General features: G+C 52.0%; 15 protein-coding genes. 8 read left to right on the top strand and 7 right to left on the bottom strand.

Features of this window, described 5'->3' with window-relative positions; all coding sequences use genetic code 11:
• Positions 1-5: 5 nt before the first annotated feature.
• Positions 6-1,829, bottom strand: coding sequence for an acyclic terpene utilization AtuA family protein (locus ABD892_RS26290; protein ID WP_345199341.1), 1,824 nt, complete (start codon positions 1,827-1,829; stop codon positions 6-8).
• A 190-nt stretch (positions 1,830-2,019) separates the two neighbouring features.
• The gene (locus ABD892_RS26285) at positions 2,020-3,021 is read right to left on the bottom strand and encodes a helix-turn-helix domain-containing protein (protein ID WP_345199339.1); all 1,002 of its coding nucleotides are present in this window, start codon (positions 3,019-3,021) and stop codon (positions 2,020-2,022) included.
• A 182-nt stretch (positions 3,022-3,203) separates the two neighbouring features.
• Here ABD892_RS26285 and ABD892_RS26280 point away from each other — a divergent pair, with 182 nt between their 5' ends.
• Entirely contained in the window at positions 3,204-3,521 is a 318-nt protein-coding gene (locus ABD892_RS26280) for a hypothetical protein (RefSeq protein WP_345199338.1), read from the top strand.
• 266 nt (positions 3,522-3,787) lie between these two features.
• The gene (locus tag ABD892_RS26275) at positions 3,788-4,108 is read left to right on the top strand and encodes a hypothetical protein (protein WP_345199337.1); all 321 of its coding nucleotides are present in this window, start codon (positions 3,788-3,790) and stop codon (positions 4,106-4,108) included.
• Here ABD892_RS26275 and ABD892_RS26270 read toward each other — a convergent pair.
• The gene (locus ABD892_RS26270) at positions 4,083-4,625 is read right to left on the bottom strand and encodes a glycine cleavage system transcriptional repressor (protein WP_345199335.1); all 543 of its coding nucleotides are present in this window, start codon (positions 4,623-4,625) and stop codon (positions 4,083-4,085) included. The genes ABD892_RS26275 and ABD892_RS26270 overlap by 26 nt on opposite strands.
• A 103-nt stretch (positions 4,626-4,728) precedes the next feature.
• Entirely contained in the window at positions 4,729-5,379 is a 651-nt protein-coding gene (locus tag ABD892_RS26265; protein WP_345199333.1) for a hypothetical protein, read from the bottom strand.
• 242 nt (positions 5,380-5,621) lie between these two features.
• Here ABD892_RS26265 and ABD892_RS26260 point away from each other — a divergent pair, with 242 nt between their 5' ends.
• Positions 5,622-6,812, top strand: coding sequence for a class I SAM-dependent rRNA methyltransferase (locus tag ABD892_RS26260; RefSeq protein ID WP_345199332.1), 1,191 nt, complete (start codon positions 5,622-5,624; stop codon positions 6,810-6,812).
• A gap of 53 nt (positions 6,813-6,865) precedes the next feature.
• Here the strand turns inward: ABD892_RS26260 and ABD892_RS26255 are convergent, their stop codons facing one another.
• On the bottom strand, positions 6,866-7,522 hold the full coding sequence (locus tag ABD892_RS26255) for a histidinol-phosphatase (protein ID WP_345199331.1): 657 nt from the start codon (positions 7,520-7,522) through the stop codon (positions 6,866-6,868).
• A 198-nt stretch (positions 7,523-7,720) separates the two neighbouring features.
• Here ABD892_RS26255 and rppH point away from each other — a divergent pair, with 198 nt between their 5' ends.
• Both rppH and ptsP read left to right on the top strand, forming a co-directional pair.
• On the top strand, positions 7,721-8,218 hold the full coding sequence (rppH, locus tag ABD892_RS26250) for an RNA pyrophosphohydrolase (RefSeq protein ID WP_211826648.1): 498 nt from the start codon (positions 7,721-7,723) through the stop codon (positions 8,216-8,218).
• Between the two features lie 62 nt (positions 8,219-8,280).
• Positions 8,281-10,557 carry a phosphoenolpyruvate--protein phosphotransferase gene (gene ptsP, locus ABD892_RS26245; RefSeq protein WP_345199330.1) on the top strand — a complete coding sequence of 759 codons (2,277 nt, stop codon included), beginning with the start codon at positions 8,281-8,283 and terminating at the stop codon, positions 10,555-10,557.
• 24 nt (positions 10,558-10,581) lie between these two features.
• On the opposite strand, the gene ABD892_RS26240 is transcribed toward ptsP, so the two are convergent.
• Positions 10,582-11,412, bottom strand: coding sequence for an NRDE family protein (locus tag ABD892_RS26240; RefSeq protein WP_345199329.1), 831 nt, complete (start codon positions 11,410-11,412; stop codon positions 10,582-10,584).
• A gap of 99 nt (positions 11,413-11,511) precedes the next feature.
• Here ABD892_RS26240 and ABD892_RS26235 point away from each other — a divergent pair, with 99 nt between their 5' ends.
• Genes ABD892_RS26235 through ABD892_RS26225 form a run of 3 tightly spaced genes read left to right on the top strand, consistent with a single transcriptional unit; the run spans position 11,512 to position 13,998 of the window.
• On the top strand, positions 11,512-12,300 hold the full coding sequence (locus tag ABD892_RS26235; protein ID WP_345199328.1) for a sulfite exporter TauE/SafE family protein: 789 nt from the start codon (positions 11,512-11,514) through the stop codon (positions 12,298-12,300).
• A 3-nt stretch (positions 12,301-12,303) separates the two neighbouring features.
• Positions 12,304-13,152, top strand: coding sequence for a prolipoprotein diacylglyceryl transferase (lgt, locus tag ABD892_RS26230; protein WP_345199327.1), 849 nt, complete (start codon positions 12,304-12,306; stop codon positions 13,150-13,152).
• Positions 13,153-13,164: 12 nt separating this feature from the next.
• The gene (locus ABD892_RS26225; protein ID WP_345199325.1) at positions 13,165-13,998 is read left to right on the top strand and encodes a thymidylate synthase; all 834 of its coding nucleotides are present in this window, start codon (positions 13,165-13,167) and stop codon (positions 13,996-13,998) included.
• A 28-nt stretch (positions 13,999-14,026) separates the two neighbouring features.
• Here ABD892_RS26225 and ABD892_RS26220 read toward each other — a convergent pair whose 3' ends face one another.
• Positions 14,027-15,898: a Na/Pi cotransporter family protein gene (locus ABD892_RS26220; RefSeq protein WP_345199324.1), complete on the bottom strand. Its 1,872-nt coding sequence runs from the start codon at positions 15,896-15,898 to the stop codon at positions 14,027-14,029.
• Positions 15,899-15,963: the final 65 nt, after the last annotated feature.

The following is a 15,963-nucleotide window of genomic DNA, read 5'->3' as shown; positions in this document are numbered from 1 at the left end:
CCTGTTTACACTGTCGCTTGATGATGGATATCCCGGGCCAGTTCTTCAGGCACCGGAACCGGAAAATCGAGCAGTTGCTGAGCGAACGCTTTGCCCTGTGGATCCATTCGCAGACTGGCAACGCCGCCACCGCCGAGGCTGTTTTCCAGTAGGAAGTTCAGCGCATGAATGCCTGGCAGTTCCCAGCGTGTGACTTTCCCCTGCCCGGGATCCAGAACATGTTGCATCCAGTCAGAAACCGCAGTTTCTGTTAAGGCTGTTTGAATAAACGGCAGGTATTCTGGTTGACGGGCAATCACACCGATGTTGGCATGGTTGCCTTTGTCTCCAGAGCGGGCCAGAGCAAGTTTGATCAGTGGAACCTTGGTAGTGCAGGCAGGGAGTTCCGCTGTCGTGTTTGTAACGCTGCTGGTCTGGCGTGCGGCGTCCTTGTGTTCCGTATCAATGCTGACGGGCTGTGTTGTCTCTCCTGAGGTGACCGAAACAGCTACTTTTTCTTTATCCAGCAAGAATGAATACAGCCGTATAACAGGCCATACACTGGGCCTTCCTCCCAGCACACCGGTAATACCCGGAGCCATTGCGGTGGCCGCCTGGGCTATTTCACGGGAGAAGAGTTGCAGGGCATTTTGATTGGCGTGGCTGACGGAAATCTTGACGACGACTTCCCGGGAGTGTTGTTGCCGGGCTTGTTTGCCGTATGTGCTTTCTGTGCCCAGCAGTTCGATACACGTATCCTCATAGCGGCCAAGTCCGCGGGTTTCAAAGAGGTGTGAGGTTTTTGTCAGAATGGCCTCTGCAACCCGCTGTCCCTTTTGTGCAGCATCAATACCTGCCAGCAAAAAGGCAACGGTGCATTTGTAGCCTGCCATATAGGTGGCAGAAACCTTGTATTGCCCGGTTGGTGGCAGACCAGTTGCACCGGTGACACGTACGTTGTCGCTTTCAACCTGTTCCAGCTGCACCTGGCTGAAGTCACAAATAACATCAGGTAACAGGTATGCAGTGGGATTGCCTATCTCATAGACCAGTTGTTCTGCGACAGTCTGACATGTCACTGTACCACCGGTATTATCGGGCTTTGTGACAATGAATGAGCCGTCCGCATGGCATTCAATGACAGGAAAACCCATGTTGGCGTAGCCTGTCTCAACGCTTTCCCAGTCAGTAAAATTGCCCCCGGTGCATTGCGCGCCACATTCAATGATATGGCCTGCAAGGCTTGCCTGAGCCAGATGATCATAGTCGTTTGTTGACCATTGGAATTCATGAGCCAGTGGCGCGGTAACCAGGGCACTGTCGGCAATGCGTCCGGTAATAATAATGTCTGCACCAGCCTCAAGCGCTGCGATAATACCGGGAGCGCCGAGATAGGCGTTCATGGTTACCAGACGTTCCGGCATGTCGGCGCCAGTATCCATCTCGGTGATACCGCTTTGCTTGAGTTCGCCCAGTTGTGGCATCAGATTATCACCCTCAACAAGGGCAATTTTCAGGTCCAGTCCTGCCTCATGAATCAATGCTTGCAGGGCATCGCGACAGGCCGTCGGATTAACGCCACCGGCATTACTGATAACACGAATGCCTTTGGCGGCAATATCGGACAGTAGCGGTTTCATGACGTGACTGACAAAATCCAGCGCATAGCCGGCATCCGGTTTTTTCATGCGCGCCCCGGCCATGATTGACAGGGTTACTTCCGCAAGGTAGTCGAAAACCAGATAATCCATACGGGTGCTTTGTACTAGCTGTGCAGCCGCCGTTTCGGTATCGCCCCAGAAGGCGCTGGCGCAACCGATACGAACTGTTTTGTTATTTTTACGTGTCACAGTTCAGACCTCTCAGGTGGATCAGTGAACCATACCAAGCAAGCGCTTGGTATACAACGTTGCGCAAGAAAATTTCGTGCGATATGCCTTCATGAATACGTAGGCGTGATAGTGGTTATCTGCAAGCAGGTTTGGGATGTTTGTAGAGGGGGTTTTGGCAGGCTGCATACGACAACCTGCCATATAAAGCTCAGGCGCTCAGATTGGGAAGGTCAAACTGTCGTTCATTATCGATTTTGGTTTGCAGTCGGGTTTTGCGAAAATCGGTGGGTGATTGGTCAAATGCCTTTTGAAAGCTGCGGCTGAAGTGACTGTGACTGTTGAAGCCAAGTCGATAAGCAATTTCGGAAACTGATAAATGGCTGAGATTGCTTTGCAGCAAGAGTTTTCGGGCTTTTTTCAATCGTCTGGTCAGTACTTCCTGTCGAAAGCTGGTGTGGGCCCGTGACAGTAATTTGAACAGATAGGCTTTCGATATTCCGATAGCGTTTGCGATTCGATCCGGTGTTACCTCCGGGTCATGCAGTTGGTTTTCAATTTCTTCATAGATGGATTTCAGTCTTAATTGTTCTACGGTGGGGCGCACTTTTTCAGTGTTTTTGGCCGAAACGCCCAGTGTTAATCCGATCAAATGTGTCAGGTGTCCAGGAAGATTGTCCAGGACGTTGACGCAATCAATCGTTTCTAGGGTTTCCAGTAATGTCTGACAGTGATTTTTCAGGAGGAGTCCCATACCCTGATTGGCATCCAGAAGGATTGGGCTGTCTTTGGGTAATGAGTCTGAAAGCCCTGAGACCAACTCTCTTGGGATGGTCAGGTTCAAGGTAAGATGAGGTTCAAAAAAGTCGGCAGTCAGTGGTTTGTTCAAATCAAGTACCAGCCCCTGCCCTTGGCTGAGTCGATAGCGATTGTCGCCTTGAATAATGCCAAGGCTGTTATAGAGTGGAAAAATCAAAGCCAGTTCATCATTCGTACTTCGTGCTATTTCTGCTGCATTTTTTTGGAGAAGATGTTCCGTTACTCTAGCGGTGCTTAATCGTATGTCGCCCAGTTTTGCCAGATTAAGCTGGCCTTGAAATGCACCCTCGGAATATGGGGCAACAGTGAACGGCTGTAGTTTATTAAGAAGAGCCTCCCAGACGTCTATAGGGTCTTCGCTGGGGAAATCGTTGGTGTTGTGTGACGTGTACATCAGACTGCTCCAGTTGAGGCCGGTACAGCTGATGGCGTGTTGATTTATCACCAGTATACTCAGGGACAAAATCTAGTCCAGTTATAGACAAGCATTTCATCCGGAAAACGATGTAAATTTGACTCGGAGTTGAAAAACAGCAGTACAAAAAAATTGATACTTACGTTTGGAGGTTCCGATTTATGTCAGTGGGTGAAACATATTCATCATTACAGCTTGATCAGCGCGTAGAAGATATTCTGACTATGTATTCCGCAGGTGTTGTGGCCAGGATGGAAGATTGTTACCGTAAAAGCCTGCAATGGGCACATACAGCTGAGCGTGCAGCCTATCAGTTTGGTCTGGATGCGGGTGTTCAGGGGTGCGAAGTCAACTTTGGTATTTCTGTTCTGGATAAGGCGTTCCGTCGTGGCGTGAAGGAGACGATGGAGAGCTGTCATGATCTTGTAGCACGTAATGATGGCAGTATTGGGATGACGGGGTCTGTCATGCCGGCGTGAGGTTATCTAACCTTCTCTGGTAGTCATACAGAGTCGTCTGCCTGACCTGAATGCAGCAATGTAAAAAAGACTGTAGCAGGTCAGGAGACAGTTTAACGTTTCAAACTCCTCTCTCTTTTCTCCTTATCCAGTATTCTCTTCACGTCATCTCTTCAGTTGATGTTGTAGTCATGGATATTGTCACTCAGTCTTAACGGTTGCGGTGCTAATGACATTGTTATTAGTTTGCCATGTATTGACTCTTTACAGACTTTTTCTTGTCGGGCATGCTGGAGCCATCGCGGCTGACAGAGAATTACAAGCTGGTGAATATCGATTATCGCCTTGTCGTGTGCCAGGATCGGTTCCTGAAGATGGCTGATAACATCAATCTTCAGCAACTGGTAGAAGACTTCAACCGCCTTAGCGCCACAGCAGTGCTCAGTGGTCTCAAGGCTCGGAAGGACATCGTTCGCTACATTACCCATCGCATCGATCACTTTTCTGTGGTTGAGGATCTGGATACAGGCTATGAAGAGGCGCAGGGTGTCCTGAAAAATCTTGTCAGTGAGCTCTATGATCTCAAGCCGGAGGCGGTGGTGGCGTAACGTCGCTCTCGGTCGCGGGTGAAAACTCGACCATCAATTCAGGGGATAGGGATTCCAGTGAGGCTTGGATGGTGTCGAGGGTCGTGTCTGCAGGATAAAACAGCTTGGCCTGTATGCGTTGCAGAGCTTCCCCGGTATAGGGGGCAGACAAGGTATCCATTTGCACATTGCCAAGGCGAACCCTTTTTTCAGTCAATATACGGGCTACGTCAGATAATAGTTCTGGCGAATCATCCGCAATGACATTAATGGCGATATGCTTGTTATATCCCTCTCTTTCCTCTGATGGCTCTATCTCCACATGAATGCCTGAGTATTCAATAGCTTTCAGTGAGCTTTTTAATGCGTAAGTATTGTGTGGTTCGATGTTGAATAACATCATTCCTGTGAAATGACCTCCCATATGCGACATATTGCTTTCAATTGTGTGCCCATGATGCTGGGTCACGCTGTTAAAAAGTTGTTTTTCAATGTCAGGGAGATCGGGTCCGGTGGCGGTAAGGATAAAATGACTCATTAAGCGTATGTCCTTGAGATACGGCTCGGGAAGTATAGATAAAGAAATGGAAGGTATGCTGATGTGTCATTCTGGAGCCCGGCTGGGCTCCAGTGATAGAGGGTTACTGGGGGGGGTGTATATCAATGCCGATGGTTGATCCCGTATTGTCGATGACAACCGGTGCGCTGACAGGGACATTAGTGTCAGCAGGTATGCCGTTTCTTGGGATACCATCGATCTGGAGCCCGTTGGGGCCAGCGGTCATGGTTAAACCGTTAGGCAAGGCATAAGTCCAGGAATTGTCCGGGTTTTGGGTCAGAGTCGCCGTGACACCCTGGTTGGTCAGCGTATAGTTGCCATTCGAGCCGCCGACGACCACGCCATCGGGTGGAGCATCCAGCATCTGGGCAATGCCATCATTGACATGTTGCCCAAAGTCGAATGAGTAGGCGTTGTCGCTGGTGATCGTATCCAGTCCTAATGATTCCGCCAGTCCTCTCTGGGTCGCCTGGCTTTGGGCCTGTTGCGCTATGTCAGACAGTGGATCATCACGGTCTTCGCGGTGTTGCAGATCTCCATCGTAATAAGGCGTTGATGAGGATTCGTTTTTGGGTTTTACGGTGACAGTGTCCATGATATAGACGTCGCCCATTTCGTCACCGTGGAGTTGTTCCACGTCCCCGTGAGCGATAGGTGCAAGGGACATACTGGCCAGAAGTGCACTGTATCCCCAGAGTCTCGGTGATGAAAAAACTGACGTTTTGCTGCTCACAATCCCTGATCTCGCTATCGAATTGGTTTTTATTGTTCTGAGTGTAGCAGGGGGTATGTCCCATTCCGGACACCCTGGCAAGGCGCAATAAATAATTGCCCTTTTATTCTCATCCATTATGAATACAGCCGCTGATACAGGGTTTACACCACTGAATACTCAGGCAGTAAGCCGTATAATACGCGAAATTTTTTTCTCCTGACTATGTTTTCATTGCCTGTTCAGGCAAAAGGTATTGATTTATGACATGCGCGCCGCTGCGGCTGAAAAAAAATGCAGACAAACGTCTGCGGGCTGGCCACCTCTGGATTTACAGTAATGAGGTGGATACTGCCGCAACGCCGTTGGCGGGGTTTTCCGCAGGGCAGCAGGCGGTGGTTGAATCCTCGACGGGAAAGCCACTGGCTATCGCTACTGTCAATCCCAATACCCTGATCTGCGGGCGGGTGGTTAGCCGGGATACCCAGTACACATTGGATAAATCCCTGCTGGTGCATCGGATCAAGATCGCATTGGGGCTGCGGGAACGGCTGTTTTCTGAGCCGTACTACCGCCTTGTATATGGTGATAGCGACCTGTTGCCCGGTCTGGTGGTGGATCGGTTTGGTGATTACCTGGTGGTGCAGATCTCCACCTGGGGCATGGAAGCGGTGAAAGAGGACATTGTCGAGGCTTTGGTTAAAGTGCTCAAGCCTGCCGGCATCCTGTTCCGTAACAATGGATCCGGTCGTAAGCTTGAAGCGCTGCCTGAATATATTGAAACCCCTTGGGGTGAAGTGCCAGATGGTGTGTCACTGATAGAAAATAACACTCAATTTGTTGCGCCTGTACGGGATGGTCAGAAAACCGGCTGGTTCTATGATCACCGGCCGGCTCGGGCTCAACTGAATCAGTGGGTCAAGGGTGCCCGGGTGCTGGATGTTTTCAGTTATATCGGTGGATGGGGTGTTCAAGCCGCAGTCGCGGGTGCAGAAGAGGTGTACTGTGTGGACAGTTCTGCGACCGCGCTTGAATATGTCCATCAGAATGCGGAACTCAACGGTGTAGGTGAAAAGGTGGCGACGTTTGAAGGCGACGCTTTTGCTGCACTCAAGGAGCTTCATGCCGGCGAGCAGCGATTTGATGTGGTGGTTGTTGATCCGCCTGCGTTTATTAAACGTAAAAAAGATATCCGTGCCGGCGAGCAGGCGTATCGTCGGATCAATGAGCTGGCGATGCGACTCCTGAAACGGGATGGTTTGCTGGTGAGTTGTTCGTGCTCTATGCATCTGGAGCGGGATCGCTTACTTGATACCCTGCGTGCCGCCAGTCGTCATCTCGACCGTAACCTGCAGCTGGTGGCGGAATGTCATCAGGGCGCAGATCATCCGATTCATCCGGCTATCGCTGAAACGGCTTATATCAAGGCGTTATTCTGCCGTGTGACCGTTTAATCTGTCAGACAGAAAACAAGCAGCTTATGGTTTTTCCATAAGCTGCCAATGGCTCAGCGCAGGCTGATAATGGGCCAGTTCCTTTCCTTGGCAGTGGCTGTCAGCGTTTCATCCGGGTCAACTGCTACTGGGCTATCAACGATTTCCATCAGCGGCAGGTCGTTATGTGAATCGCTGTAAAAAACACTGCCTTCTAGCGATATTTCCTTGTTCTCATCCAGCCACTGTTTTAAGCGGGTTACCTTACCTTCCTGATAGCAGGGGATACCTTCCGGCTTGCCGGTATATTGTCCACCCTTAATTTCGACATCGCTGGCCAGCAGCAGGTCAATGCCAAGCAAGTGGGCAATGGGCTCTGTCACAAATCGGTTGGTCGCGGTGATGATCATCAACGTGTCGCCTGCTTCCCGATGACGGCGAATCAATTCACGTGCCTCTTTGGCAATCATGGGCACGATGCGTTCCTGAACAAATTCTTCACGCAGCTGGTGCAGCGTTTCCATGGAATGCTCAGTCAAGGGAGCGAGGCAACAGGCGAGGTGCGCCTTGATATCCAGCTTGCCCTGCAGGTAATCCTGGTAGAACTGGTCGTTGGATTTCCGGTAAGCCTGCTCATCCACCAGTTTACGATCCACGATGAACTCCCCCCAGGTGTGATCGCTGTCACCCGCCAGCAAGGTATTGTCCAGGTCAAACAGCACAAGCGCCATGTCCGTTGTTCCTCATTATTGGTGTTTCATGGCGGCATGGTAATCAAGAGCGGGGCGTGGGAACAGGCTTAATCGGAGGATTTTGATTCGGGACTCTCGTTCCTTAAGGGCAGTAAAAGCCGCGATGGTTTTATGGTTTGCCGAAGTGGCGGGAACTGTGAAACAATGCTTGGCAATAGTTTTTATAAGGTCAACCATGTGATTGATTCGGATGGATTTCGGCCCAATGTCGGCATCATCCTGGCGAATCGTCGGGGACAGGTGTTGTGGGCAAGACGAATCGGTCAGGATGCTTGGCAGTTTCCACAAGGCGGAATCAATGATGACGAAAGCCCCGAAGATGCACTCTATCGGGAGCTTTACGAAGAAGTCGGGCTAGAACGCGGGGATGTCAGGATACTGGCCTGTACCCGCGGCTGGCTGCGTTACCGGCTGCCCAAGCGGCTGGTGCGTCGGGACAGTTTTCCGCTGTGTGTCGGACAGAAACAGAAATGGTTTCTGCTGGAATTGCTGGGCCCTGACGAAAGGGTTCGTATGGATCGTTCCGGTTCCCCGGAATTTGATGACTGGCGCTGGGTCAGCTACTGGTACCCGTTGGGTCAGGTGGTCGCGTTCAAGCGGGAAGTGTATCGGCGGGCCATGAAAGAGCTGGCACCGCGCATGATGAGCCTGCACACGCAGGGGCTTGCCCGATGATACAGGGAGAATGCCGTTTATTGCGGATTCGCCATCTGGAGGACTGACACAGAAGGTTTGGCATGCTGACAACGTTGCGCAAGATCGTCCAGGATGTGGGTGCGGCACGGGATCTCCAGACCGCATTGGACGTTATTGTGCGCAGCGTCAGGGTGGCCATGCAGACGGAGGTCTGTTCTGTTTATCTCTACGATGAAGAAACCAGTCGCTATACCCTGAGGGCCAATGAAGGTTTCAAAAGGGAAGCGGTTGGCAAGGTCACGCTCGGGCGTTCTGAGGGGTTGGTGGGGCAGGTCGGTTTGCGCGAAGAACCCATCAACCTCGACGATGCGCCCTCTCATCCAAAGTACAGCCATATAAAGGGCATCGGCGAAGAAGACTATAAGTCTTTTCTTGGTGTCCCGATTATCCATCACCGTAATCTGCTGGGTGTGCTGGTGGTTCAGCACAAGGCCCAGCGCTGTTATGACGAAGGTGAGGAATCCTTTCTTGTCACCATGTCGGCCCAGTTGGCAGGGGTTATAGCCCATGCTGAGGCGACAGGTTCTCTGCATGTTGTGCCGGCCGGTAAACAGAAAAAGTCGGTTCGTTTCAATGGCGTTGCCGGTGCGCCGGGTGTCGCTATTGGTGTTGCCGTTGTGCTGGCGCCTCCGGCGGATTTGAGCGTTGTTCCCGAAAAGAAAGCCGATGATGTTGAGGCTGAACTGACGCTGTTTAATCGTGCGCTTGAAGCTGTTCGCAAAGACATGCGGGCAACGGCAGAAAAACTCTCGGATCTTCGCCCTGAAGAGCAGGCACTGTTTGATGTTTACCTGAGAATGCTGGACGACAAGGCGCTGGGGGCTGAAGTCTGCAAGCTGATCAAGGCGGGTTCCTGGGCGCAGGGGGCTTTGCGCCAGGTAGTGGACGAGCATGTCCGGCACTTTGAGATGATGGATGACCCTTATCTGCAGGAACGGGCAGTGGATGTACGTGATCTTGGACGTCGGGTGTTGTCTTACCTGCAGGAAGAAGAACAGGTCTCGATCACCTATCCCGGGAAATGCGTGGTCGTCAGCGAAGAGCTGACCCCGGCCATGCTGGGTGAAGTGCCACGGGAAAGCCTGGTGGGTTTGGTATCGGTACTGGGTTCAGGGAATTCTCATGTGGCAATTCTGGCGCGTGCGATGGGCATTCCCACTGTCATGGGTGCCGTGGATCTGCCTTATGACCGTATGGCGGGTCGAGAACTCATTGTTGACGGTAATCTGGGGCGCGTCTATTCATCTCCTTCCGTGGAAATGCTGCGTCACTACCAGAAAGTTGTGGATGAAGAGGAGCAGTTTTCCAAGGGGCTCGAATCCCTCAAGGATAAGCAGTGTGTCACGCCGGACAATTACCGTATTCCCCTCTGGGTGAATACCGGCTTGATGACGGATACGGTCAGATCCCTTGATCATGGTGCAGAGGGGGTTGGTCTGTATCGCACGGAAGTCCCTTTCATGATTCGGGAACGTTTTCCCAGTGAGCTGGCACAGGAAAAAATCTATCGTGAACAGCTAGCGGCGTTTGCGCCTCGTCCGGTCACGATGCGTTCCCTGGATATTGGGGGCGATAAGTCACTCAGTTATTTTCCCATTCGTGAAGATAACCCATTCCTTGGCTGGCGTGGTATTCGGGTGACACTGGATCACCCTGAAATCTTTCTGGTTCAGGTTCGGGCCATGCTCAAGGCCAGCGTCGGTCTGGATAACCTTCGGATTATGTTGCCGATGGTGACGGGGGTTTCCGAAGTGGAAGAAGCGCTTCATCTGGTGCACCGTGCACACCACGAAGTGAAGAGTGAAGGTCTGGATGTCTTGTTGCCGCCGATTGGGGTCATGATTGAAGTGCCGGCGGCGGTTTACCAGGTGCGCGATTTTGCCCGTCGGGTCGATTTCCTCTCCGTGGGCAGCAATGATTTGACCCAGTATATTCTCGCCGTTGATAGAAATAACCCCCGGGTTGCAGATCTCTATCACTCCTTGCATCCCGCAGTACTGCAGGCACTGCAGAAAATTGTTCACGATGCGCATCAGGAAGGAAAGCCCGTGGGTATCTGTGGCGAAATGGCGGGCGATCCGGCAGCTGCCGTGCTGTTGATGGCCATGGGGTATGATGTGTTGTCGATGAATGCGACCCAGCTGTTGAAAGTAAAGTGGACGCTGCGAAGCATGAAGCGCAGTCAGGCCAAGGCGATTCTGGATGATGTGATGACGATGGATAATCCGAGAATTATCCGTAGCACACTGGAGCTTGCGCTAAGAAAGCAGGGGTTGGATCAGGTGATTGGCGGACGATGGCAAGGCGACCCTGTCTGATCTTCCTCATCAGCGCTGCTGTTATTAGGCCGTTCTCATCGGTTCAGTCGGACTGATCGCCGTTGTTGTCATCCAGCCGGGCTTCAGCATCAATTCCCAAGCGTATCGATCTTCCATGACACCATCCGGCCCATAGTGTTGCTCATGCCAGCTTAACCGGCCATAGCGGTTAAGGATCAGGGCAGTGCTGGTCCGTGTGCCATAAACAGGGCTGCTGATAAAGCATGAACTTAGCAGGCGTTCCCGTGCCATACCGACGCCGGTGTCAGGGAGTTCCGTGTCTTCTGGCTGCCAGTCATCCTGAAGCAGGGCTATCAGGGCGGCCACATCCGGTGACGGTTTATCGTTTGCCTGGATAAAGCCTTCTTTCAGTCGCAACAACTTTGGCCACGGTGTATCCAGCAGGTGGTTGCTCAGTCCATAGGTTCCCGGTGAGAGTTGTTGTAGACTATTTCCGTCCGCCGTCGTTTGACTTCGATTGGTAAAGTACCAGAGTCCCGTATCATCGGCGATTAACAGGTTAAAACCGGCAAACTGCTGACTGGTTTCCTGCAGCGAATCCAGATATTCCTGAGCGGTCTGATTACCCGTCAGAAAGTCATGGGGCAGGGCACCACGGCTGATGGTGCCGGTTTCGCCCGGTCGCCTGAAGTTGGTGACAGCGGCAAAACGTCCCTGGGTATTGATACCCAGCCAGGTGCCACCGGCCTGTTTGTCGAGTCCGGCAAAGAGTCCGGGGTTGTTGGGCCAGTGATGGGCGGGAGCTGATGCACGTTGATAGAATTCATCACGATTGGCCGCTACGATCAGCGGCCATTCAGCATCGGGTGACCAGCGCAGGGCGATGAGACACATGCGATTCAGCCTTTTTATTGTGCGGTTGTTCCAAAACCTTTATTAATCAGGTTATCACAAGGTTCATCGCAGTGAATACCAGCCGGAGTGGAGATTGATATGTTTGTAATCGGATTCCTGCTGGCTGGCGCAGTGGCGGGCTTGCTGGCCGGTCTGTTTGGTGTCGGGGGGGGCATTATTATTGTTCCGGCACTGATTTTTGTGCTTCATCTGCAGGGGGTGTCTCCGGAAGTGCTGACGCACATGGCGGTGGGGACTTCGCTCGCGACAATCATTCCTACCTCATTGAGTTCCATATACAGCCACAACCAGAAAGGCGGTATTGACTGGAAAGCGTTCCGTTACCTGGTTCCGGGTATTTGTCTGGGTGCCGTATTGGGTGTTGCGACGGCCGTTCGTATCAGCGGGAGTCTGCTACAAAGCCTCCTTGGCATGTTTGCTTTACTGGTTGCCTGGCGGATATATCGAGGCGGCCGTCAGCAGTCGACTCGCAGTATGCCCGGTCCTGCACGACTGGGAGCCTATGGAGGAGGCATCGGTTATGTCTCTGCGGTATTTGGTATCGGTGGCGGTACGTTAACCGTACCGTTACTGACCCGCTATGGAATGGCGATGAAACGGGCCGTAGGAACATCTTCCGTATGTGGCCTACCTATCGCCATTGTTGGTGCCTTGGTTAATATGTTGCTGGGTTATGCAAACCCTAACTTGCCGGCATACAGTACGGGCTTTGTTTACTGGCCGGCGTTTATTGGCATCGTGCTGGCGAGTGTGCCCTGTGCACGGCTGGGGGCCGTCATTGCCCACCGGTTGCCTGCGGATAAGTTGCGTTACCTGTTTGCCTTGTTGCTATTGGTTATTGGTCTGAAATTTATTATCGGGAGCTGACGTTTGATTCAATATCCTGCCATTGATCCGGTGGCTATTGCCATCGGACCTGTACAGGTGCACTGGTATGGTCTGACCTACCTGGCCGGTTTTGCCATGGCCTGGTGGCTGGGCCATCGTCGTTGTCGGACATCCGGTGGTCTGTGGTCAGAGGAACAGCTGGGTGACTTGATTTTCTTTGCCGCGCTGGGCGTGGTGGTAGGTGGCCGGTTCGGCTACGTGTTGTTTTACCATTTTGACTATTTTCTCCGTGATCCGCTCTGGTTGTTCAAGGTCTGGGAAGGCGGCATGTCGTTCCATGGTGGACTGTTGGGTGTCTTGCTGGCCATGTACCTCTATGGCAGGAAACTCAATAAATCGTTTTTCCAGATGACAGATTTTATTGCGCCACTGGTTCCCTTCGGCCTGGGAGCTGGACGTATCGGTAACTTTATCGGTGGAGAGCTCTGGGGACGGGCATCGGATGTGCCCTGGGCCATGATCTTTCCCCGTGACCCCGAGCAGCTGGCCAGGCATCCCTCGCAGCTTTATCAGTTTGCCCTGGAGGGTGTTGCGCTTTTCTGTATTCTCTGGTGGTTTTCCCGTAAACCCCGGCCGCGAATGGCGGTGTCGGGTCTGTTCCTGCTGTGTTACGGTATTTTCAGATTCATCGTTGAGTTCGCTCGGCAGCCGGACAGCCAGCTTGGCTTTATCGCCTGGGACTGGCTGACCATGGGGCAGCTGTTATCGACACCCATGATTGCCGGTGGCGTATTGCTGATCTGGCTGGGTTATCGTCGATATCCCCTGGTGGATGGCGCGAACAGCGATGATCGCCAGTGGCTGGCAGCCCACGGCGAAGTCAGTAAATAGTTTGGGGCAAATATGAAACAATATCTGGACCTGATGCGTCATGTGAAAGAGCAGGGCGTCTACAAGGATGACCGTACCGGTACCGGTACGTGGAGTGTGTTTGGTTACCAGATGCGGTTTGATCTCAGCCAGGGATTCCCGCTGGTGACCACCAAGAAGTGCCACCTTCGTTCCATTATTCATGAACTGCTGTGGTTTCTCCGGGGAGAGACCAACATTGCTTACCTCAAGAAAAACGGGGTTTCCATCTGGGATGAATGGGCGACACCAGACGGTGACCTGGGCCCAGTCTATGGCAAACAGTGGCGTTCCTGGGAAGGCCCCAATGGTGAGGTGGTCGACCAGATTGCCAATATTATTGAGGAAATCCGGGCAAACCCCGACTCCCGTCGTCTGGTAGTCAGCGCCTGGAACCCTGTCGTATTGCCTGATGTCAGTATGAAGCCCCGTGAGAATGCGGCGAATGGAAAGCAGGCGTTACCACCCTGCCACTGCCTGTTCCAGTTCTATGTACAGAATGGAAAACTATCCTGCCAGCTGTATCAGCGCAGTGCGGATATCTTCCTGGGTGTTCCCTTCAACATCGCCTCCTATGCTTTATTGACCATGATGATTGCCCAGGTTTGCCATCTTGAGTTGGGCGACTTTGTGCATACGTTTGGTGATGCACACCTCTATTCAAATCATGCAGAGCAGGTAGAAACTCAGTTGGCCCGTGAGCCCTATCCCTTACCCACAATGAAACTGAATCCTGCTGTTAATAACATCTTCGATTTCCGGTTTGAAGATTTTGAACTGCAGGATTACCAGGCGCATCCACATATCAAGGCGCCAGTCGCCGTGTAAATGAAGATGTCGGTCAGGCGCTGAGGGTTCAGCGCCGGCCGTTGATGATCGTAAATCCGGAGCGGCTTTTTTTCCTCGGTTCCGGTGTATCAAACTGGTCGAAGGTGGGGGAGGGGTCTTCTTCGTCAAGGCGCATAATATCGGCATTCCCGCCCAGCATGACGATGACTGCCCCATCAATCAGACTATTACAGATGGTATGTACATAACCGTTGTCGTTAATAAGTGAACTGGCAACGAAAGAATCCACCTCTCCGCTTTGAATCAATCGATCCAGTTCGCCACTGGTTAATAGATCCTGCTGGTGTAAACGCAGTTTTAGCTGGTCCGTACTGGCAATAACTTCATCCGGACCATTGTCGCTGATGATCTGAATCTCCTTCACGGTTACAGCGATGCGTCGGCGAAGTTGGTTGTACTGCTCTCTCACCAGCGCATTATCGGAATGAATATGGCGTGCCATATTGCTATTCAGATGTTTCAGGTCTTTAACGGCTTCAATGAAATTACGGCAGGCCAGTTTTGTTGCGAATAGTTCGGAAGACTGATGTCTATCCAGCTCACCTTCCATGACACTGCTGTATTCAAGAATATCGTTGTAGATACCCTTAATATGCCGCTTATAGAGCTTGTTGATACCCCAGTCAGGCCAGGGGGGAACCCGGTCACTGGTCAGGGCGACCAGGTCACGGCTTTTCAGTAATTGCTCACTGTTAAGGTAAATACCAAAACAAATCAGGGTCACCGTATTGCGATAGAGGCGGGCACATTCCTGTTGCAGGGCTTTTAGTGCGGCTTCGGGATGATTTTGAGCTGCATCGGTGAGGTATATGGCTCGCTCTGTCTGACCATCCGGCATGCTCAGAGGCAGTGTGTTGCCTTCTTCTTTAGTAAGAAACATTCGCTGAAGTTTTTTAACCAGCTGAGGCAGAAATGGCATCAGGATCACTGCGCCCAGCAGGTTGAACAGCGTGTGGAACAGCGCCAGTTTCAGTGTGTAATCAGTCGCGGCAATCCCCAGAAGTGCGGCAAGCTCATCATTAAGGAGGATAAACAGCGGTAGCAGCGGAAGAATGATGACGGTCGCCACCATTTTGAAGACAAGGTGGGCAAACGCCAGGCGCTTGCCATCACTGCCAGCACTGATGGAGCCGAGAAAGGTGGTTGCGGTGGTGCCGATGTTGGAACCGATGCACATGGCCAGCGCAGCTTCATAGCCCAGTTGTCCGCTGGCCAATGCGGCGATAGTCAGCACCAGCAGGGCATGGCTGGACTGCATCAGGACGGTGAGCACCATACCGGCCAAGACAAAGGCGAGAATATGTCCTTCATCGCTATAAGCAGCTAAGAGTCCGCTGCCATTGCTGAAGGTTTCAAAGCCTTCTTTCACATAGTGGATACCGAGAATCAGGAAACCTAACCCCAGAATGGCGAACCCGCAGCCTTTCAGCTGGCGGTTCTTCTGCAGTTGCAGCAGGGTGCCAAAGACCAGTAGCGGCATGGCATAGGTGGATATTTTGACTTTCAGGCCCAATGTAGCGACCAGCCATGTGCCGAACGTAGATCCCAGGTTTGCACCAAACAGAATTCCCGTGCCCTGGATCAATGTGATCAGCCCGGTACTTAAAAACGACAGGGTGATGACAGACACCAGTGAACTGGATTGCAGAAACGCTGTAGAAAATAAACCAAAACTGAAACTGCCCGTTCGTGTACGTGTTGTACGGTTCAGCAGTTGTTCCAGAATACCGCCGGTGAAGACCTTGAACCCCTGTTCCAAACAAAGCATCCCAAACAAAAAGACAGCGATACCGGCGGCGATGACCTTGAAATCGGGGCTGATCCAGAAACCGTAAGCGAGCAGAATGAAGATGGAGGGCAATAATAATTTTTTTAGCATAATCCCTTGCCTGACAACCTTGTCCAATAACGATTCCTTGTTATTGGCTGTAAAACGATACTATC

It is taken from the genome of Kistimonas scapharcae (assembly GCF_039540975.1).
Lineage (GTDB): Bacteria > Pseudomonadota > Gammaproteobacteria > Pseudomonadales > Endozoicomonadaceae > Kistimonas > Kistimonas scapharcae.
The sequence above is the reverse complement of the archived record's forward strand: the minus strand, read 5'-3'. Positions and strand labels throughout refer to the sequence as shown.